Raw genomic sequence first — 18028 nt, forward strand, 5'->3', positions numbered from 1 at the left:
CGTAGCAGCCGGCCATGATAAACAGTTGGGCCATTATGCAGAAGGCCTAGCTTAGTAACGCTGACTCACATCAACCCCCTGTGGTGAGCAGGATTGTTGGGGTGAGCGGGCTTGCCCCGCTCCCCCCAAGACATACATCAAGCCTGGTTTTCTTGATCGGTAAACAAATCGCTGAACAGCATGCTCGACAGGTAGCGCTCACCGGAGTCCGGCAGGATCACCACGATGGTCTTGCCCTGCATCTCCGGTTTCTCGGCCAAGCGTACCGCCACGGCCATCGCGGCGCCGCAGGAGATACCGCACAGAATCCCCTCTTCCTGCATCAGGCGCAGGGCCATGGCCTTGGATTCGTCGTCGGTCACCAGTTCCACGCGGTCGACCATCGACAAGTCCAGGTTCTTGGGGACGAAACCCGCGCCAATACCCTGGATCTTGTGCGGGCTGGGCTTGATCTCTTCACCCGCCAGCGCCTGGGTAATCACCGGCGAGACCATTGGCTCGACGGCCACCGACAGGATCGGCTTGCCCGCGATGTTCTTAATGTAGCGCGACACGCCAGTGATGGTACCGCCGGTGCCCACGCCCGCGACCAGTACGTCCACGGCGCCATCGGTGTCGTTCCAGATTTCCGGGCCGGTGGTTTTCTCGTGGATGGCTGGGTTGGCCGGGTTTTCGAATTGGGCCGGCATAAAGTAAGTGGCCGGATCGCTGGCGACGATTTCGCCGGCTTTTTCGATTGCGCCCTTCATGCCTTTGGCCGGCTCGGTCAGCACCAATTCGGCGCCGAGGGCCTTGAGTACCTTGCGCCGCTCGATGCTCATGGACGCCGGCATGGTCAACAGCAGCTTGTAGCCACGGGCGGCAGCGACAAATGCCAGGCCGATGCCGGTGTTGCCGGAGGTCGGTTCGACAATGGTCATGCCCGGCTTGAGCTTGCCGGTGCTTTCGGCGTCCCAGATCATGTTTGCGCCAATGCGGCACTTCACCGAGTAACCCGGATTACGCCCTTCGATCTTGGCCAGGATAGTCACGCCACGCGGTGCGATCCGGTTAATCTGAACCAGGGGCGTATTACCGATGGAGTGCGCGTTGTCTGCAAAGATACGGCTCATGACGGGTCCTATTGCTCGATTTCTGGAAGGTCCCAAGGGTATGCCTCGTGCTGCAAGGCGTCCAGTCAGAGGAACGTTGCGCACTTGATCGTAGTCAATCTCCTACGAGCAAAGAGGACTGCCCCATGAAACGTCGCTACAGCTGGCCACTATGGACTGTCGCCGGGCTGGTGGTGGTGCTGGTCGCCATGGCCATCGCCCTGCCCTATCTGGTGCGTAACTACCTGAATGACAAACTCGCCGACATGGGCGACTACCGCGGCCACGTCACGGATGTCGACCTGGCCCTGTGGCGCGGCGCCTACAAGATCAACGGCCTGGAGATCATCAAGGTAGATGGCAAGGTGCCAGTACCGTTCGTCAAGGCGCCAATGATCGACCTAGCGGTGAGCTGGCACGCGCTGTGGTACGACCATGCAGTGGTCGCCAAGGTGCTGTTTATCAACCCAGAAGTGAACTTTGTCGACGGCGGCGCCAACAAGCAGGCGTCCCAGACCGGTAAGGGCACCGACTGGCGCGAGCAATTGAGCAAGCTGGCGCCCATCACCCTCGATGAAGTGCGGATCCAAGACGGCAAGATCAGCTTCCGTAACTTCAACTCCAAACCCCCAGTGAACATCAATGCCACTTCGGTCAACGCCAGCTTTTACAACCTGACCAATGTGGTGGACGTCGAAGGCAAGCGTGATGCGCGCTTCGACGGCAAGGCCTTGCTCCAGGGCCAGGCGCCGCTGGAAGCCACCGCTACCTTCGACCCGTTGAGCGATTTCGAAAACTTTGAATTCCGTTTCCGCGCCAGGGACTTGCAGCTCAAGCGCATGAATGACTTCGCCTCGGCCTATGGCAAGTTTGACTTCAAGGCCGGCACCGGCGACGTAGTGATCGAAGCCCAGGCCGAGAAAGGCCAATTGACCGGCTACATCAAGCCGCTGCTGCGCGATGTCGAGGTGTTTGATTGGCAGCAGGACGTGGAAAACAAAGACAAGAACATCTTCCGTTCGATCTGGGAAGCCGTGGTGGGCGCCAGTGAGACCGTGCTGAAAAACCAGAGCAAGAACCAGTTCGCCACGCGCGTGGAACTCAGTGGCAGCGTGCACCAGCAAAATGTCAGCGCGTTTTCGGCGTTTTTGTCGATTTTGCGTAACGGGTTCATCCAGGCGTTCAACGCACGGTATGAACAGCCCAAGCCCTCGGCGGATTGAACGTGACCGGTCATTCAGAGACTGAATAACCCGCCTGCGTTCACAGTCGCCGGGGCTGCGCGGTATAGTCCCGGCATTGATGAATTCGAGGAAACACCGATGAAGTTCGAAGGCACCCAGGCCTATGTTGCCACCGATGACCTGAAACTGGCCGTCAACGCTGCCATCACCCTGGAGCGTCCGCTGCTGGTCAAGGGCGAACCGGGCACCGGCAAGACGATGCTCGCCGAGCAACTGGCCGAATCCTTCGGCGCCCGGCTGATCACCTGGCACATCAAGTCCACCACCAAGGCCCACCAGGGCCTGTACGAGTACGACGCGGTCAGCCGCCTGCGCGACTCGCAACTGGGCGTGGACAAGGTGCACGACGTGCGCAATTACTTGAAGAAGGGCAAGCTTTGGGAAGCCTTCGAGTCCGAAGAGCGGGTGATCCTGCTGATCGACGAAATCGACAAGGCCGACATCGAGTTCCCCAACGACCTGCTGCAAGAACTCGATAAGATGGAGTTCTACGTCTACGAAATCGACGAGACCATCAAGGCGAAGAAACGCCCGATCATCATCATTACCTCCAACAACGAAAAAGAACTGCCGGACGCGTTCCTGCGCCGCTGCTTCTTCCATTACATCGCCTTCCCCGACCGCACCACCCTGCAAAAGATCGTGGATGTGCACTACCCGGACATCAAGAAAGACCTGGTCAGCGAAGCGCTGGACGTGTTCTTCGATGTACGCAAAGTACCGGGCCTCAAGAAAAAACCGTCCACCTCCGAGCTGGTCGACTGGCTCAAGTTGCTGATGGCCGACAACATCGGCGAAGCCGTGCTGCGCGAGCGCGACCCGACCAAGGCTATCCCGCCGCTGGCCGGCGCCCTGGTCAAGAACGAGCAAGACGTGCAATTGCTGGAACGTCTGGCGTTCATGAGCCGTCGCGGTAATCGCTGATGTTGCTCAACCTGTTCAATGAAATGCGTGCAGCCAAGGTGCCGGTGTCGGTGCGTGAGCTGCTCGACCTGATCAACGCGTTGAAACAGCGCGTCACCTTCGCCGACATGGACGAGTTCTACTACTTGTCCCGGGCGATCCTGGTGAAGGACGAGCGGCATTACGACAAGTTCGACCGAGCTTTCGGCGCCTATTTCAACGGCCTGGAAAAACTCGACGACCACCTGCAGGCGCTGATCCCCGAAGAGTGGCTGCGCAAGGAGTTCGAGCGCTCGCTGACCGATGAGGAGCGCGCGCAGATCCAGTCCCTCGGCGGACTCGACAAGCTGATCGAGGAATTCAAGAAGCGCCTGGAGGAACAAAAGGAACGCCACGCCGGCGGCAACAAGTGGATCGGCACCGGCGGCACCAGCCCATTTGGCTCCGGCGGCTATAACCCCGAAGGCATTCGCGTCGGCGACGCCGGCAAGCGTCAGGGCAAGGCCGTGAAGGTCTGGGACCAGCGCGAGTACAAGAACCTCGACGACCAGGTGGAACTGGGCACGCGCAATATCAAGGTGGCCCTGCGGCGCCTGCGCAAGTTTGCGCGCCAGGGCGCGGCGGAAGAGCTGGATATCGACGGCACCATCGACCACACCGCCCGCGATGCCGGCTTATTGAATATCCAGATGCGACCGGAGCGGCGCAACACCATCAAGCTGCTGTTGCTGTTCGATATCGGCGGCTCGATGGACGCCCACGTGAAGATCTGCGAAGAGCTGTTCTCCGCGTGCAAGACCGAGTTCAAGCACTTGGAGTACTTCTACTTCCACAACTTCGTGTACGAGTCGGTGTGGAAGAACAACCAGCGCCGCACCTCGGAGCGCACCTCTACCCAGGACCTGCTGCACAAGTACGGCGCAGATTACAAAGTGATCTTTATCGGCGACGCATCGATGGCGCCCTATGAGATCACCCAGGCCGGCGGCAGCGTCGAGCACTGGAACGAAGAGCCGGGCTATGTGTGGATGCAGCGCTTCATGGCCAAGTACAAGAAGCTGATCTGGATTAATCCGTATCCGAAGGACACTTGGGGTTATACGGCGTCGACGGGGATCGTGCGGGAACTGGTGGAGGATCAGATGTATCCGCTGACCTTGCGCGGGCTTGAAGAAGGGATGCGCTTCCTCTCCAAATAAACGCCCCCCCCCTAATACTGTGGGAGATCCAATGTGGGAGGGGGCTTGCGCCCGATAGCAGAGGCCCAGTCACTGATGTGTTGACTGAGACACTGCCATCGGGGGCAAGCCCCGTCCCACATTTTGACCTCAGTGTTTTTCAGGTCGTGGTGAACCGCTTTAGAAAGTCGATGTGCTGCTGGTGGGCTGTCTGTTGTACGACCGGCGCCAAGCGCACCGTCTCCCCCGGCAAGCACTGCGCCAGCCGCGCCAGCGACAGCGGCGTCAACGCGCCCAGGCGCGGATAGCCACCGATGGTCTGCCGGTCATTGAGCAACACGATCGGCTGACCGTCCGGCGGCACCTGGATCGCCCCCAGCGGAATGCCCTCGGAAATCAGCGACGGCCCTTGATACTGCAACGGCGTGCCCAGCAGGCGCATGCCCATGCGGTCGGCGCGGCTGTCGAGGGCCCAGTCGGTGTTGAAGGCATCGAACAGGCTTTGGCCGCTGAACTGGCCGATCTGCGCGCCCACGATCACGTCCAATGCTGCCTTGGCCGGCAGGCCTGGATCGTTCAGCCCTTTCAGTGCACCGCCCACACCGGAATACGCCAGGCGCCCGCCCTCGGCCAACGCCTTGCCGAAACCGTCCACCCCGCCCAGTTCTTCCCGCACCACCGTGGCGCAACTGCCGAGTACATCCGGCGCATCAAACCCGCCCGGTGCTGCCAGGTAGGCACGCGCACCGCTGAACGGCTGGGTGAAACGCAAGCGCTGGCCCTTTTGCAGGATGAAACTGCGGCCGGGGCTGATGGCGCGCTCGTCGATGTAGGCACCCAGGTCCGCACCGGCCAGGGCCAGCAGGCAATACGCCTCGGCTTGCACGGTGAAACCGCCCAGGGTGATTTCCACCACCGGCGCGTCCAGTGCATTGCCCAGCAGCCAGTTGGCCCAGGACATCGACACCCAATCCAGCGCCCCGCCCTGGGTCACGCCCAGGTGGCGCACGCCAAAGCGACCGGCGTCCTGCAACAGGCACAGCGGCGTGCTGGCCTCGATGATCAAGCGGCTCATGCCTGCGCCTCCAACGGCGTGTCATCGCCACCCAGTTTGATGAATTCAGCGTGACCGACCGGCGCGAAGCGCACGGTGTCGCCCGGTTGCATCAGGCTGTAGCCGTCGCGCTCGCGGTCGAAGAGTTTGGCCGGCGTGCGACCGATCAGGTTCCAGCCGCCGGGCGACACCACCGGGTAGGCGGCGGTCTGGCGTTCGGCGATGCCGACGCTACCAGCCGCCACGCGTTTGCGTGGGGTGTTGAGGCGCGGGGTGGCGAGGCTTTCATCCACCAGGCCCATAAAGGCAAAACCGGGGGCGAAGCCGAGGGCGAATACCTGGTATTCGTGGGCGCTGTGGCGCCGGATCACGTCATCGACAGACAGGCCACTGCGCTGGCTGAGCAAGCTCAACTCGGGGCCGACACTCAGGTCATACCACACCGGCAGCACATGGCACTGGCCGCTGCCCTGGGCTTGGGGCTGCAGGTCGATGAGGGCCTGGTCGATCCATTCCCGTGCCTGGGCCGGGCTCACTGCGGTGAGGTCGTAATGCACCATCAAGGTGGTGTAGGACGGCACCAGGTCCACCAATGCGGCACCAAAACCACTGCGCAGGCGCTGGGTAGCGGCCAGCATCCACGGCATATTGGTTTCGGCGATTGCATCAAACAGACGCACCATCAGGCAGTCGATGGCGACCACTTCAATCCGTGCCTTCATACTGGCTTCAATGCCTCGCGGATGCGCTGCACGGCGGCGACCGAACTGGCGTTGTCGCCGTGCACGCATAGCGTGTTGGCCTGCAGCACCAGCGGGCTGCCGTCGCTGGCGATCAGCGCTTCGCGGCGCGAAATGGTCAGGGCTTGCTGCACGATGGTGTCGCAATCGTGGTGCACGGCGCCGGGTAACTGGCGGGAGACCAAGTGCCCCTTGTGGTCGTAGGCACGGTCAGCGAAGGCTTCGAACCACAGCGTGACACCGTATTCGTCGCCCAGGGCCTGGGCCGCGCTGTTGTCGCGGGTGGCGAGCAGCATCAACGGCAGTTCGCCGTAGGCCGCAACGGCCTGGATCACCGCACGCAACTGCGCGGGGTTGGCCATCATGTCGTTGTACATCGCACCGTGGGGCTTCACGTAGCTGACACGCCCGCCCTGGGCGCGGCAGATGCCGTCGAGGGCACCAATCTGGTAGTGCAACAGGTCCTGGATTTCTTGAGGGGTGTAGGCCATGGAGCGACGGCCAAAGCCTTGCAGGTCCTGGTACGCCGGGTGCGCGCCGACTTGCACGCCGTGCTTGAGCGCCAGGCTGACGGTCTTGCGCATGATGCTGGGGTCGCCGGCATGAAAGCCACAGGCCACGTTGGCGCAATCAATGAACGGCATGACCTCGGCGTCCAGACCCATGGTCCAGTTGCCAAAGCTTTCGCCAATGTCGCAATTGAGTAAAAGACGGCTCACGGGCTGTTGCTCCTGTAGGCTTTATTTTTTTGTAGTGTGGGATTTTTTACACAGAACTCGCAACTTGTCCTGGCACCCCAACGGCGCTTATCGTGGAATGGCTCGATTTTTGGCGCGGGCCCGGTGCGGCGTCCAACTAATAAAAACCGATCCATGCATAAGAAAAAGTTGATCCCATGAATTTGAAGTTCCTCGAAACCTTCGTCTGGGTGGCCAAGCTCAAGAGTTTCCGCCTGACCGCCGAGAAGTTGTTCACCACCCAGGCGTCGATCTCCAGCCGCATCGCGGTGCTGGAAAGCGAGCTGGGGGTGAAGCTGTTTCTGCGCGACTCCCGTGGTGTGAGCCTGACCCCGGAAGGCTTGAAGGTGCTCGACTATGCCGAGCAGATGATGGTGACCATGCAGGGCTTGAAGCAGTCCCTGGAGACCACCAGCAGCAAGGTCGGGCGCATTCGGATCGGCGCCATGGACACGGTGATCCACACCTGGCTCAGCCCCTTGGTCGCCGAACTGATGGACCACTTCCCCCTGGTGGAAATCGAGTTGGTCGCCGATACCGCGTTGAACCTCAGCGATCAGCTGCAAAAAGGCTTTCTCGACCTGATTCTGCAAACCGACCTGCTGCGCCTCGAAACCGTGCGCAGCCTGGAGCTGGCCAGCCACCCCATGGCCTGGATCGTTGCCAGCCAATCGATCTACAACCGTGACTACGCTTCCCTGGCCGAACTGGCCCAGGAGCGCATCATCACCTACTCGAAAAACTCCCACCCGCACCAGGACGTTATCCGCCTGATGCAGGCCAACGGCGTGGCCGCGCCCCGCATGAACTGTGTGAACTCGGTGTCGGCGATTACCCGCCTGCTGCGCGATGGCTTTGGCATTGGCGCGCTGCCGCCGGTGCTGGTCAGCGAAGAACTGGCGCGCGGCGAACTGGTGATGCTGCCGATGGCGCAGAAACTGCCGAACTTGCAGGTGGTGGTGTCGTGGCGCGTGGGGGTGGAGTTGGTGGAGGAGATTGTGGGGTTGTGTCAGAAAGTCGTTGCCCGCTATGCCGGGGAAGTCGGTGAAGACAGAATGTTACTGACGAAACCCGGTTAAAACTGTGGGAGCTGGCTTGCCTGCGATAGCGGTGTATCAGTCACTGATGCATTAACTGATAAATAGCTATCGCAGGCAAGCCAGCTCCCACAGTTGACCGCGTCGGTCTTTAGAGGCCTTTGAGGTCGCGCTCTTCAATCGGCCGGCTCTGGCGCAGGCGCTTGCCGCCCAACACCACCCAGTCGATCAGGCGGAACAGGCACTCCAGGCCAAACGACAGCAGCATCGCCCCGCCCAGGCCCCAGCCCATTGCCTCAGGCGTCAGCAGGATCTGGTAGCTGTAGCCATTCCAGGTTTCCTGGCGGATATCCGGGTCGGCGGCCACCGCTACTTGCAGGGCGCGGATGTACCACGGGCCTTGCATGGCCTGGAATTGCTTGTCCAACGCCACCTGGCGGTCAAGCATGGCGCCCAGGCTGTTGGCGTCGCTCTGGAACACCGGGTCGTCACTGGCACGGTAATGCGCCACCAACGCCTTCAAATCGCCGTTGAAGAACTGCCGTGCGGTGGTTTCAAACCCGCTGAGGCCGGTCTGGGCCTCGATCAGGTGGGCTTCGACACGCTTGGCGTAATCATTGATGAAGCCCGGCACTTGCACACCGACCAACAGGCCAATGGCAAACAGCACCAACCGCAGATAACTGAGCAACATGGGCGATATCCTTACTCGGTGATGCCCTGGCTGACGCATTCACCGCGTCGCCACAGGCTCCATTGGCCCGGTTCGTAGCGGGTCCAGTTTTCGTTGTCGGTCAAAGGTTCGGTGGCAATCACCGTTACCACATCATTGGGCGTGGTTTCGGCCTGAAAATCGACGATCACGTCGACATCTTTCAAGCGTGCAGGACCAAAGGGTGCGCGACGGGTGATCTGCGCCAATTTGGTCGAGCAGTAGCAAAACAGCCAGTCGCCGTCGCTGAGCAGGCAGTTGAACACGCCTTTGCTGCGGTATTCGGAACAGGCGGCGATCAGGTCGGGCAGCACCTTTTCGATGTCCACCGGCTCAGGGAACGCTTCGCGCACGCGGTTGAGCAGGTCGCAGAAGGCCGCTTCGCTGTCGGTGTCACCCACCGGGCGGTAAAAGGTGGCGCGGGGGTTGAAGTCCGCCAACTGGCCGTTGTGCGCAAAGCACCAGTTGCGGCCCCACAGTTCGCGCACGAACGGGTGGGTGTTGGCCAGGCTGACCTTGCCGACATTGGCCTGGCGGATATGGCCAATCACCACTTCACTTTTGATCGGGTAACGTTGCACCAGCAGCGCGACTTCCGATTCGCTGCTGGCGGCCGGGTCCTGGAACAGACGCAGACCACGGCCTTCATAGAAGGCGATGCCCCAACCGTCACGGTGGGGGCCGGTGCGCCCACCGCGCTGCATCAGCCCGGTAAAGCTGAACACGATGTCGGTGGGGACGTTGGCACTCATGCCCAATAATTCACACATGCCAGGGCTCTCGCTGCAGGGCGGACGACGTTAAAGGCGCGGTTCTACGCGCATACCGCTCACAGGTGCAGGACGGCGAAAAGGCACGTCGTCTTCATCTTGATCCGGCTCGGCAGCCAGGGCTGCATCGGCAGCCGCCTTGCGCTCACGGCGGGCGTTGGCGGCGCGCTCGATGGGCCAGCGGATCAGCACAAACACGAGGTACACGCCAAAGGCGATCATGGTGTACATGAACAGATCGGAAATGGCCCGCCAGGCGTTGTTGCCGACCTTGAGCACCAGGTCGAGGGCGGTGATAGCCACGGCCGGGGCGAACTGGGTCTTGACCGGGTCGACGATGGTCGGGCTGAACAGCAGCACCGCCATCAGCAGTTGCAGCGGCTCGCGCAGCCAGCGCCAGATCCAGCGGGTCATGCGCCACCACACCAACAGGCAGCCCAAAGCGGCGAAGGCGTAAAGGCCCCAAGCGGTCAGATAGTCGTTCTCGGTCATGGTGTCCATGGCAAGGTTGGCAAACAGGCGGCTATGATAACGGCTTTTGCGTGTCGCGGCTGCAATGGCTGCCACCGTCCGCCAGATAGAGATTAATCCATGCCTACATCGACCACTCCGATTGCCCGCAAGGCCCCAGGCCCAGACCCGTACGCCTGGCTGCAGGAGCGTGACAGCGCTGAGGTGCTCGACTACCTCAAGGCCGAAAACGCCTGGCAGGACGTCCAACTCGCCGACCAGGCGGCGCTGCGCGAAAGCCTGTTCGAGGAGATCAAGGGTCGCATTCTCGAAACCGATTTGTCCCTGCCCTCGCCGTGGGGCCCGTACCTGTACTACACCCGCACCACCGCCGGTGACGAGTACGCCCGCCACTACCGCTGCCGCCGTCCGGCCGACGACAGCAACCAAGTGGATGACAGCAGCGAAGAATTGTTGCTGGACCCGAACGTGCTGGCCAATGGCGGTTTCTTTTCCCTCGGCGCATTCAGCATCAGCCCCGATCACCAGCGCCTGGCCTACAGCCTCGACACCAGCGGTGAAGAGATCTACACCCTGTACGTGAAGGAAATCGCGACCGGCAAAGTCAGCGAACTGGAGTTCCAGGACTGCGACGGCAGCATGACCTGGGCCAACGACAGCCTGACCCTGTTCTTCGGCGAACTGGACGACACCCACCGCCCGCACAAACTCTATCGCTATCGCCTGGACGGCACGGCCGCGCAGGAAGTGTTCCACGAGCCAGACGGCCGATTCTTCCTGCATTGCTACCGTTCCAGTTCCGAGCGCCAGCTGCTGCTGTCACTGGGCAGCAAGACCACCAGCGAAATCTGGGCGCTGGATGCCAACCAGCCACACCTGGAGTTCACCTGCCTGGCGCCACGGGTCGAGGACCATGAATACGATGTCGACCATGGCCAGTTGAATGGCGCGTGGACCTGGTTTATCCGCAGCAACCGCGACGGCATCAACTACGCGTTGTTCGTTGCCACCGATATTGGCGACATCCCAACCGAGGATGAATGGCAGAACCTGATCCCCCACAGCGACGACGTGATGCTCGACGGAGTGAGCCTGAATGCCAGCGCCATGACCCTGAGCCTGCGCATCGGCGGCCTGCCGGTGATCGAGGTGCACCCGGAAGGCCTGTCGGCGTATCGCGTGGAATTGCCGGACGCCGCCTACAGCCTCTACGTCCAGAACAGCCTGGAATTTACCAGCGACAAAATTCGACTGCGCTATGAAGCCCTGAACCGCCCGGCCCAAGTCCGCCAGCTGGAGCTGGCCAACGGTGCGCAACAGGTGCTCAAGGAAACCCCGGTGCTCGGTGTATTCAATGCCGATGACTATGTGAGCCAGCGCCTGTGGGCCACCTCGGCGGACGGCACCCAGGTGCCGATCAGCCTGGTGGTCAGGCGCGATCAGTTGGGCAAGCCAACGCCGCTGTACCTGTACGGCTACGGGGCCTACGGTTCGAGCCTGGACCCCTGGTTTTCCCACGCACGCCTGAGCCTGCTGGACCGAGGCGTGGCCTTCGCCATTGCGCATGTGCGCGGCGGTGGCGAACTGGGCGAAGCCTGGTACCGCGCGGGCAAGCAGGAACACAAGCAGAACACCTTCAGCGACTTTATCGCCTGCGCCGAACACCTGATCGCCCAAGGCCTGACCACTTCCAAGCAACTGGCCATCAGCGGCGGCAGTGCCGGCGGCCTGTTGATCGGCGCGGTACTCAACCAGCGCCCCGAGCTGTTCCAGGCGGCGATTGCCGAAGTGCCGTTCGTCGACGTGCTCAACACCATGCTCGACCCGGAACTGCCGTTGACCATCACCGAGTACGACGAGTGGGGCAACCCGCAGGAGCCCGAGGTGTACGAGCGCATCAAGGCCTACGCACCGTACGAGAACGTCAGCGCCCAGGCCTACCCGCACATGCTGGTGATCGCCGGCTACAACGACAGCCGCGTGCAGTACTGGGAAGCCGCCAAGTGGGTGGCCAAGTTGCGTGACACCAAGACCGACGACAACCTGCTGCTGCTCAAGACCGAACTGGGCGCCGGCCACGGCGGCATGAGCGGTCGTTACCAGGGATTACGTGACGTAGCGCTCGAATATGCATTTGTGTTCAAGGCGCTGGGGTTGGTTTAAGGAACTTAGCCGGGCGCTCCTGTCTGAACACAGGACCGCCCAACCTGATTGATGGACCAAGATTGCAGCCATGTCACAACCGACGCTTCTCAATAACGAAATCCGCGACATGCTCATGGACTGCGGCCTGTTCGACCCGCTGTTGCCGGAAGATTTTCACGTGGCCGCCGGCTACTTCAATATCAGCAGCATTGCCCGTGACGAAGTGATTTTCCTGGAGGGCGATGCCGGCACCTTCATGTGCATCATCCACAGCGGCCAGGTGGCAGTGCAGAAAACCAACCATGAAGGCCAGCGCCTGACCATCGCCACCCTGCGCAGTGGCCGGGCTTTTGGCGAAATGGCCGTACTGGACGGCGAGCGGCGCTCGGCCAGCTGCGTGGCGGCCAGCGACTGCGTGCTGCTGAACCTGGGCAAGGATGCCCTGGAAAAGATGCTCAACGAGGCTCCCAGGGTGGCCGCCAAGATCATCCGCGCAATCGCGATTGCCCTGTCCAAGCGCCTGCGCATGGCCGACGGGCAACTGCTGTCCCAACAGTTCTAACCGCCCGGCGTCTTCGGCTTGCTGTCGTTTTGCAGCAGGCCAGGCACGGTTTGGTCCTTTGGCGGCGTGGGCAACACGATGGGCACCAGGGGTGGCGAGCCATTGGTCTTGGGCACCGCGGGCGGGGTGATTTGCGGGTACAAGGTCGGCGTCGGGGTGCCCGGCGCGCCTGGCGTTGGAGCGGGCGCGACCGGTACGGTTTGCAACTCCTGAGCCTGCGCCGCACCCAATGCGAGCGCGCTCAACACAATGACCGTTAGAATGCTGCACTTCATCGATGGCTCCATGGCCTGACCGGAATGTCACAAGGCTACTCCCAACCGCGCAAGAATGCCCTTCCCAATGAGATTTCCATGAAACGTTTCGTTCTGCTCGACACCACCCCGATCCCCGATAACGGCGGTGCCTTGTGCCTGTTCGAGTACGGTGAAGATTTTGTCATCAAGATCCAGGGCGGTGACGGCGGCCAGTTGATGAACACGCGCATGCACGGCTCCGAAGACGCACTGGCGGAGATCCCCTGCCGCAAAGTCGCCGGCCGCCCCGGTTCGCGGGTGTTGATTGGCGGCTTGGGCATGGGCTTTACCCTGGCCTCGGCGCTCAAGCATCTGGGCAAGACTGCCGAAGTGGTCGTCGCCGAGCTGGTGCCCGGCGTCGTGGAATGGAACCGTGGCCCGCTAGGCGAAAAATCCGGCCGCCCCTTACTGGACCCGCGTACCGTGATCCGCCAGGAAGACGTGGCCAAGGTGCTACAGGCCGAGCCTCAAGGCTTTGACGCAATCATGCTGGACGTGGACAACGGCCCCGAAGGCCTGACGCAACGGGCCAACAGCTGGCTCTACTCCGCCGGTGGCCTGGCCGCCTGCGCCAAGGCCCTGCGCCCTAAAGGCGTGCTGGCCGTGTGGTCGGCCAGCGCGGACAAGCTGTTCAGCGACAAACTACGCAAGGCCGGTTTCAAGGCCGAGGAAGTGCAGGTGTTTGCCCATGGCAACAAGGGCACCCGACACACCATCTGGATTGCGCAGAAGGTGTGATCGGTTAGCGCAGGGAATTGCGGTAATCGATCACATACGGGACTTTTTTGTCGAAGGTCTTTTCCAGCTCATTGCGGTCGAGCTCGGTCATGCCGCCCAGTTGATGGGCGGTAAAACCGCTATCGCCGACCTGTGAGCCCGGCGCCAGGCTGACCATGCGCTTGGCCACGGCCTCAATGGCGTCCTTGTAGCCACCTTTCTTGTTCAGGTTGTACTTGCCCAGATCAATTTGAGTGCGCAGCCAGTTGCCCCAGTAGAACTCCAGGAACTCTGGCGCGATCTCCCCGGCCTCAGGCTTGCCATACGCAGCCTTGCGGGTGAAATACACCAGGCTGCGGAAAGAGTCGTCCTGCAGGTTCTTGAAGCCCAGGTGCGCCGGCAGTTGCTCGGGCGGCAGGGTCTGGCCTTGATTGTCCTTGAGCCAGACCTTGCGCGCGGCCTCCATGCGCTGCCAGAAGTTGGCCATGGTCGGGCTGTTGCTGAAGTCATCGGTGACCTTGACCCACATGTTCAGGCGAGGCCCACCGCCGGGCACTTCCCACAAGGTGGTGAAGCTGTGGTGACCGTCGGTCAGGTACAACTGGCCGCCGGGGCCGACGACCACGGTTTTCATGTCGTCGGGATGGGTACCCACCGGGTCCTTGCAGGTGAAGCTCGCCGGCTTGTGCAGGTCCGCGCTCTTGGGCACTTTGTCGGCCTCGCCCTGGCCGTTGGTTTCGCAGTATTCATCGAAGACCTTGGCGGGTTTGTCAGCGAACAGGCCGAGGCTGTAGTAAATCTGGTCAAAACCCACCACCGCCTGGGTCGGGTGCAATTGCTCGAGGGCCACCTCGATCACCTGGCCGGGTTGTGGTGTAGAGAATGCCTGGGCTTGGGCCGTGAGCCCACACAACAACAGTGCAACAGTCCATGAATGCAGACGCATGCGTTTCAAATCCTTATCGATAAAGTGAAGCGGTTATTTACATCGCGAGCGGCTAGAATCAACCCTATCCGTGAACCACCAAACAGCCAGGAGCCATGATGAGCTCGACCAACCCGCCCTCCCACACCGCCAAGCTGGATCGCATCCTCGCCGATGCCCAGCGCGACCGGGAAATGGGCTACCGCGACAAAGCCTTGAAGATGTACCCCCACGTGTGCGGCCGCTGCGCCCGTGAGTTCTCTGGCAAACGCCTGAGTGAACTGACCGTACACCACCGAAACCACAATCATGATGACAATCCCCAGGACGGTTCCAACTGGGAGTTGCTCTGCCTGTACTGCCACGACAACGAACACTCGCGCTACACCGACCAGCAGTACTTCGGCGAAGGTTCCACCAGCAGCCCGACGATTGCCAAGGCCACGCATAACCCGTTTGCGGCGTTGGCAGGGTTGATGAAGAAGGACGACTGAAATCGTCGCTGACTGTGCCGGCCTCTTCGCAGGCAAGCCAGCTCCCACAATTGGAATGCATTCCCCTGTGGGAGCCGGGCTTGCCCGCGATAGCGATATCCCAGACAACACCGCACCCTGCCTAATCCCCGTATAATCGCCGCTTTTCTCCAAGGCACCCTTCCCCGTGGGCAATAAACGCTACAGCTGCATCGGCCTGTACAACCCCAAATCCCCCGAAAACGTTGGCTCGGTCATGCGCGCCGCCGGCTGCTACGGCGTGGCCTCGGTGTTCTACACCGGCGTGCGTTACGAGCGCGCCCGGGACTTCATCACCGACACCAAGAAGGTCCACCACGACATTCCGCTGATCGGCATTGATGACCTAAAAAAGATCCTGCCCCTGGGCTGCATCCCCGTCGCCGTGGAACTGGTAGAGGGTGCCCGCCCCCTGCCGGAATACACCCACCCCGACCGCGCGCTGTACATTTTCGGCCCGGAAGACGGCTCCCTCGACAAGGAGATACGCGACTGGTGTGAGGATGTGGTGTACATCCCGACCACCGGCTGCATGAACCTCGCCGCCACCGTCAACGTGGTGCTCTATGACCGCCTGGCCAAGGGCAACAACACCCGCTCGGGTCCCAAGTACTGAGATTTAGGGAACATCCGGCGCCTGCGGGCAGTCAGCTATTTATCACTAGCCCTCGTTGGAGACAGATCATGAGCGACAGCAAAACCTTGCGACCTATCATCGAACACACGCCGTTCCAGACCCAGCCCACGCAGAACGTGCACGGTTGGGAGCGCATCGGCTCGGTGGCCGGTGGCGTGATGATGGTCGGCAAAGGCCTGCGCCGAGGTGGGATTTTCGGCTTGATCCAAGTGGCGATCGGCGGCGTGGCACTGGCCCGTGGTTTTACCGGGCACAGCACGCTCAAGGACAAGCTCGAACAGGGCCGCCAGGAAATGAACACGGTGCGCGCAAAGATCGAGCGGGCCGGGGAAGAATTGAAGAACTTGAAGACCAAGGCCGAAGTGGCCGCTGAGAAAGCCGTAAAAACCACCGGCTGACATTACCCCGACCTGTAGGAGCCCGGCTTACCGGCGATGGCGTCCTTGATGGCCCTATCGCCGGCAAGCCGGGCTCCTACAAGGAATTGCGGAGGTTCAGCAAGGGTTCAACGCAGCAGCTTGCTATCCAGCACCACCGACGACTCGCCAATGATGCTCTCTGCCAACTGCACGAACTCCGCCGTCGTGATGCTGTTGGCGCGCATTACCGCTTGCGCGAGGTCATCCAGGGAGCGCTTGTTGTGAGTCTTCACGCGAATCTCGCGATCCAGTTCCTGCAGCATCACCACCGCCCGTGACACCGTCGCACCACTGACGTGCTCACCGCGCAGGCTGGTCACCTCCTTGCCTTCCTTCGTCAACCGCGCCTGTATCGCCTGATACCGCTCATCGGTGATGCCACCGGCGCGGCGCACCAGTTCGATGCCGTAGTACTCGGCCAGGCCTTCGCTGATCCAATCACTGGTGTCGTGGTCATTGAAGCGCCCGATTGCCTGCACCACTTCCCGCACCAACGGGCTGCTGCCGTTTTCGCTGACCAGTGGGGTGCGGCTGTTGAGGTAGATCGAGTCGCGCGCCGAGAACGCGCCACGGCGCATCGGATCACTGGCGCCCACCACCAGCAGTTTCGCCGGATGCCGCGGGAAAGCGGCCTCCACCTGCGGCCAGACAAAGGTCAGCAACGTCAGCACATCCATGCGCCGCATGGCCTGGCCTTTGGGCGAGGCCACCGTGACTTCTGTCTCGCCCAGGCGCACCCGGCGGCTGCCGAGGTTGCCGGCGAGCATCCAGCCGGTGGGGCGGTCGAACAGGCGGGAAACGTTATCGATGCGGAATGTGCGCTTGCCGATGCGCGGCCAGGCGGTTTCGACGCTTTTCCAGCCAGCCGGCAGCTCGAACACCAGGCGCGAGACCAACTCGATGCCGTCCTGCTGGTCGAGCCGCGCCGGCGGCACCAGGTCTTCGCCGCGAAACAGCGCCCAGCTCGGCGTCATCCGCGTTTCATAAGTACCGGGTTTGCGCGCATGGGTAAGGCGCACGCGGTAGGTGAGGCTGGCTTTGCTGACGCTGGGTTGCCACACGCCTCGGTGCTCATTGACGCTCCACTGGCCGTCGGCCTTGAAGTCGCTGTAGTCACCGTCGTGGCCGAGGTCGAAGTTGAGGCTGCGCACCACCGAGCCCTGGGACAGGCTCACACGCACCTCGGCCTGATCGCTCTGGGGCAGGAGCTTGACGTGGTAGTCCAGGTCGACTTTCTTCGCGCACCAGGCCGACGTGCTCAGCGCCAGCAGCACGACCGATGCCGCCAGCTTGAATCCCACCCTCATACCCACTCCTTGTTCAGCCCGCGCGGAAAATCAGGTAATCCTCCCAGTCATCCTCGGGCACGCTGCCTTCGCTGAGCATGCGCCCGGACTGGGAAATGCGTTCATGGTGCACGGCATCACGGTCGCCACAGACCAGGTGGTGCCACAGCGGCAGGTCCTTGCGCTCGCTGACCAGGCGGTAGGCACAAGTCGGTGGCAGCCATTTGAACTGGTCGGCCTGGCCTGGGGTGAGCTGGATGCAATCCGGCACCGACGCACGGCGGTTGGGGTAGTCAGTGCACTGGCAGGTTTTCAGGTCGAGCAGTTTGCAGGCGATACGCGTGTAATAGACGCTGTTGTCGTCTTCGTCCTCAAGCTTTTGCAGGCAGCACAGGCCACAGCCGTCGCACAACGACTCCCACTCCTCCTGATCGAGGTGTTCAAGGGTTTTGCGTATCCAGAAGGGTTCGACTTTGGCGGCCATGGCTCTACATCAGTATCGGTAGGTGAAAAGGCCGCCAGTCTAGTGCCCACGGCGCCTGGAACCAAGCGCTAGCGACTGGCGGTGTAACAACACTTGTCAGTCTAGTGG

21 protein-coding genes are annotated in these 18028 nt (G+C 61.7%); 10 read left to right on the forward strand and 11 right to left on the reverse strand.

Annotation, left to right across the window (positions count from 1 at the left end; translation table 11 throughout):
• Positions 1 to 137: 137 nt before the first annotated feature.
• Positions 138 to 1112 (reverse strand): cysteine synthase A, encoded by a 975-nt coding sequence (gene cysK / locus KHP07_RS00690; protein WP_214496425.1) that lies wholly within the window; start codon positions 1110 to 1112, stop codon positions 138 to 140.
• A 125-nt stretch (positions 1113 to 1237) separates the two neighbouring features.
• Here cysK and KHP07_RS00695 point away from each other — a divergent pair, with 125 nt between their 5' ends.
• The 3 genes from KHP07_RS00695 (at position 1238) to KHP07_RS00705 (ending at position 4437) form a co-directional block, all read left to right on the forward strand.
• Positions 1238 to 2314 (forward strand): DUF748 domain-containing protein, encoded by a 1077-nt coding sequence (locus tag KHP07_RS00695; protein ID WP_078047414.1) that lies wholly within the window; start codon positions 1238 to 1240, stop codon positions 2312 to 2314.
• Positions 2315 to 2413: 99 nt separating this feature from the next.
• A complete protein-coding gene (locus KHP07_RS00700) occupies positions 2414 to 3259 on the forward strand; it encodes an AAA family ATPase (RefSeq protein WP_003189627.1) in 846 nt (281 codons plus the stop codon).
• The gene (locus KHP07_RS00705) at positions 3259 to 4437 is read left to right on the forward strand and encodes a vWA domain-containing protein (protein ID WP_078047413.1); all 1179 of its coding nucleotides are present in this window, start codon (positions 3259 to 3261) and stop codon (positions 4435 to 4437) included. Before KHP07_RS00700 ends, KHP07_RS00705 begins: the two co-directional genes overlap by 1 nt.
• Before the next feature lie 139 nt (positions 4438 to 4576).
• Here KHP07_RS00705 and KHP07_RS00710 read toward each other — a convergent pair whose 3' ends face one another.
• The 3 genes from KHP07_RS00710 to KHP07_RS00720 are packed head-to-tail and all read right to left on the reverse strand — an operon-like array spanning position 4577 to position 6929.
• Positions 4577 to 5491 carry a 5-oxoprolinase subunit C family protein gene (locus tag KHP07_RS00710; RefSeq protein ID WP_100491288.1) on the reverse strand — a complete coding sequence of 305 codons (915 nt, stop codon included), beginning with the start codon at positions 5489 to 5491 and terminating at the stop codon, positions 4577 to 4579.
• The gene (gene pxpB / locus KHP07_RS00715; protein WP_099494391.1) at positions 5488 to 6192 is read right to left on the reverse strand and encodes a 5-oxoprolinase subunit PxpB; all 705 of its coding nucleotides are present in this window, start codon (positions 6190 to 6192) and stop codon (positions 5488 to 5490) included. The genes KHP07_RS00710 and pxpB overlap by 4 nt, the downstream gene beginning before the upstream one ends.
• Entirely contained in the window at positions 6189 to 6929 is a 741-nt protein-coding gene (locus KHP07_RS00720) for a 5-oxoprolinase subunit PxpA (RefSeq protein WP_099494390.1), read from the reverse strand. Before KHP07_RS00720 ends, pxpB begins: the two co-directional genes overlap by 4 nt.
• Before the next feature lie 176 nt (positions 6930 to 7105).
• On the opposite strand from KHP07_RS00720, the gene KHP07_RS00725 reads away from it, so the two are divergent.
• Positions 7106 to 8026: a LysR family transcriptional regulator gene (locus tag KHP07_RS00725; protein WP_100491289.1), complete on the forward strand. Its 921-nt coding sequence runs from the start codon at positions 7106 to 7108 to the stop codon at positions 8024 to 8026.
• Between the two features lie 109 nt (positions 8027 to 8135).
• Here the strand turns inward: KHP07_RS00725 and KHP07_RS00730 are convergent, their stop codons facing one another.
• Genes KHP07_RS00730 through KHP07_RS00740 form a run of 3 tightly spaced genes read right to left on the reverse strand, consistent with a single transcriptional unit; the run spans position 8136 to position 10033 of the window.
• Positions 8136 to 8678, reverse strand: coding sequence for a DUF2937 family protein (locus tag KHP07_RS00730; RefSeq protein WP_032888750.1), 543 nt, complete (start codon positions 8676 to 8678; stop codon positions 8136 to 8138).
• Between the two features lie 11 nt (positions 8679 to 8689).
• A complete protein-coding gene (locus tag KHP07_RS00735) occupies positions 8690 to 9466 on the reverse strand; it encodes a class II glutamine amidotransferase (RefSeq protein WP_016975237.1) in 777 nt (258 codons plus the stop codon).
• Positions 9467 to 9496: 30 nt separating this feature from the next.
• On the reverse strand, positions 9497 to 10033 hold the full coding sequence (locus KHP07_RS00740; RefSeq protein WP_078047407.1) for an MFS transporter: 537 nt from the start codon (positions 10031 to 10033) through the stop codon (positions 9497 to 9499).
• Positions 10034 to 10057: 24 nt separating this feature from the next.
• Here KHP07_RS00740 and KHP07_RS00745 point away from each other — a divergent pair, with 24 nt between their 5' ends.
• Both KHP07_RS00745 and KHP07_RS00750 read left to right on the forward strand, forming a co-directional pair.
• A complete protein-coding gene (locus KHP07_RS00745; protein ID WP_214496426.1) occupies positions 10058 to 12100 on the forward strand; it encodes a S9 family peptidase in 2043 nt (680 codons plus the stop codon).
• Between the two features lie 70 nt (positions 12101 to 12170).
• Positions 12171 to 12644: a cyclic nucleotide-binding domain-containing protein gene (locus KHP07_RS00750; protein ID WP_214496427.1), complete on the forward strand. Its 474-nt coding sequence runs from the start codon at positions 12171 to 12173 to the stop codon at positions 12642 to 12644.
• On the opposite strand, the gene KHP07_RS00755 is transcribed toward KHP07_RS00750, so the two are convergent.
• Complete coding sequence (locus tag KHP07_RS00755) at positions 12641 to 12919, reverse strand: hypothetical protein (RefSeq protein ID WP_034102519.1); 279 nt, start codon at positions 12917 to 12919, stop codon at positions 12641 to 12643. The two genes, KHP07_RS00750 and KHP07_RS00755, sit on opposite strands and share 4 nt — an antisense overlap.
• A 78-nt stretch (positions 12920 to 12997) precedes the next feature.
• Here KHP07_RS00755 and KHP07_RS00760 point away from each other — a divergent pair, with 78 nt between their 5' ends.
• A complete protein-coding gene (locus tag KHP07_RS00760) occupies positions 12998 to 13678 on the forward strand; it encodes a spermidine synthase (RefSeq protein ID WP_078047403.1) in 681 nt (226 codons plus the stop codon).
• Between the two features lie 4 nt (positions 13679 to 13682).
• Here KHP07_RS00760 and KHP07_RS00765 read toward each other — a convergent pair whose 3' ends face one another.
• Positions 13683 to 14603, reverse strand: coding sequence for a ParB/Srx family N-terminal domain-containing protein (locus KHP07_RS00765; protein WP_214496428.1), 921 nt, complete (start codon positions 14601 to 14603; stop codon positions 13683 to 13685).
• Between the two features lie 98 nt (positions 14604 to 14701).
• Between KHP07_RS00765 and KHP07_RS00770 the strand changes: the two genes are divergently transcribed.
• The 3 genes from KHP07_RS00770 (at position 14702) to KHP07_RS00780 (ending at position 16129) form a co-directional block, all read left to right on the forward strand.
• Positions 14702 to 15076: a YajD family HNH nuclease gene (locus KHP07_RS00770; protein WP_025858458.1), complete on the forward strand. Its 375-nt coding sequence runs from the start codon at positions 14702 to 14704 to the stop codon at positions 15074 to 15076.
• Positions 15077 to 15242: 166 nt separating this feature from the next.
• The gene (locus tag KHP07_RS00775) at positions 15243 to 15710 is read left to right on the forward strand and encodes an RNA methyltransferase (protein WP_003189607.1); all 468 of its coding nucleotides are present in this window, start codon (positions 15243 to 15245) and stop codon (positions 15708 to 15710) included.
• Positions 15711 to 15778: 68 nt separating this feature from the next.
• Positions 15779 to 16129, forward strand: a complete 351-nt coding sequence (locus KHP07_RS00780; RefSeq protein ID WP_078047401.1) for a YgaP family membrane protein — start codon at positions 15779 to 15781, stop codon at positions 16127 to 16129.
• A gap of 107 nt (positions 16130 to 16236) precedes the next feature.
• Here KHP07_RS00780 and KHP07_RS00785 read toward each other — a convergent pair whose 3' ends face one another.
• A complete protein-coding gene (locus tag KHP07_RS00785; protein WP_214496429.1) occupies positions 16237 to 17457 on the reverse strand; it encodes a hypothetical protein in 1221 nt (406 codons plus the stop codon).
• Between the two features lie 13 nt (positions 17458 to 17470).
• The gene (locus KHP07_RS00790) at positions 17471 to 17920 is read right to left on the reverse strand and encodes a YcgN family cysteine cluster protein (RefSeq protein WP_060753112.1); all 450 of its coding nucleotides are present in this window, start codon (positions 17918 to 17920) and stop codon (positions 17471 to 17473) included.
• Between the last annotated feature and the right edge of the window lie 108 nt (positions 17921 to 18028).

This window comes from Pseudomonas sp. VS40, from assembly GCF_018587885.1.
Lineage (GTDB): Bacteria > Pseudomonadota > Gammaproteobacteria > Pseudomonadales > Pseudomonadaceae > Aquipseudomonas > Aquipseudomonas pergaminensis.

Coding starts and splice junctions, on each gene's coding strand:
- cysK (WP_214496425.1), bottom strand. CDS start 1,112: ATGAGCCGTATCTTTGCAGACAACGCGCACTCCATCGGTAATACGCCC.
- KHP07_RS00695 (WP_078047414.1), top strand. CDS start 1,238: ATGAAACGTCGCTACAGCTGGCCACTATGGACTGTCGCCGGGCTGGTG.
- KHP07_RS00700 (WP_003189627.1), top strand. CDS start 2,414: ATGAAGTTCGAAGGCACCCAGGCCTATGTTGCCACCGATGACCTGAAA.
- KHP07_RS00705 (WP_078047413.1), top strand. CDS start 3,259: ATGTTGCTCAACCTGTTCAATGAAATGCGTGCAGCCAAGGTGCCGGTG.
- KHP07_RS00710 (WP_100491288.1), bottom strand. CDS start 5,491: ATGAGCCGCTTGATCATCGAGGCCAGCACGCCGCTGTGCCTGTTGCAG.
- pxpB (WP_099494391.1), bottom strand. CDS start 6,192: ATGAAGGCACGGATTGAAGTGGTCGCCATCGACTGCCTGATGGTGCGT.
- KHP07_RS00725 (WP_100491289.1), top strand. CDS start 7,106: ATGAATTTGAAGTTCCTCGAAACCTTCGTCTGGGTGGCCAAGCTCAAG.
- KHP07_RS00730 (WP_032888750.1), bottom strand. CDS start 8,678: ATGTTGCTCAGTTATCTGCGGTTGGTGCTGTTTGCCATTGGCCTGTTG.
- KHP07_RS00735 (WP_016975237.1), bottom strand. CDS start 9,466: ATGTGTGAATTATTGGGCATGAGTGCCAACGTCCCCACCGACATCGTG.
- KHP07_RS00745 (WP_214496426.1), top strand. CDS start 10,058: ATGCCTACATCGACCACTCCGATTGCCCGCAAGGCCCCAGGCCCAGAC.
- KHP07_RS00750 (WP_214496427.1), top strand. CDS start 12,171: ATGTCACAACCGACGCTTCTCAATAACGAAATCCGCGACATGCTCATG.
- KHP07_RS00755 (WP_034102519.1), bottom strand. CDS start 12,919: ATGAAGTGCAGCATTCTAACGGTCATTGTGTTGAGCGCGCTCGCATTG.
- KHP07_RS00760 (WP_078047403.1), top strand. CDS start 12,998: ATGAAACGTTTCGTTCTGCTCGACACCACCCCGATCCCCGATAACGGC.
- KHP07_RS00765 (WP_214496428.1), bottom strand. CDS start 14,603: ATGCGTCTGCATTCATGGACTGTTGCACTGTTGTTGTGTGGGCTCACG.
- KHP07_RS00770 (WP_025858458.1), top strand. CDS start 14,702: ATGAGCTCGACCAACCCGCCCTCCCACACCGCCAAGCTGGATCGCATC.
- KHP07_RS00780 (WP_078047401.1), top strand. CDS start 15,779: ATGAGCGACAGCAAAACCTTGCGACCTATCATCGAACACACGCCGTTC.
- KHP07_RS00785 (WP_214496429.1), bottom strand. CDS start 17,457: ATGAGGGTGGGATTCAAGCTGGCGGCATCGGTCGTGCTGCTGGCGCTG.
- KHP07_RS00790 (WP_060753112.1), bottom strand. CDS start 17,920: ATGGCCGCCAAAGTCGAACCCTTCTGGATACGCAAAACCCTTGAACAC.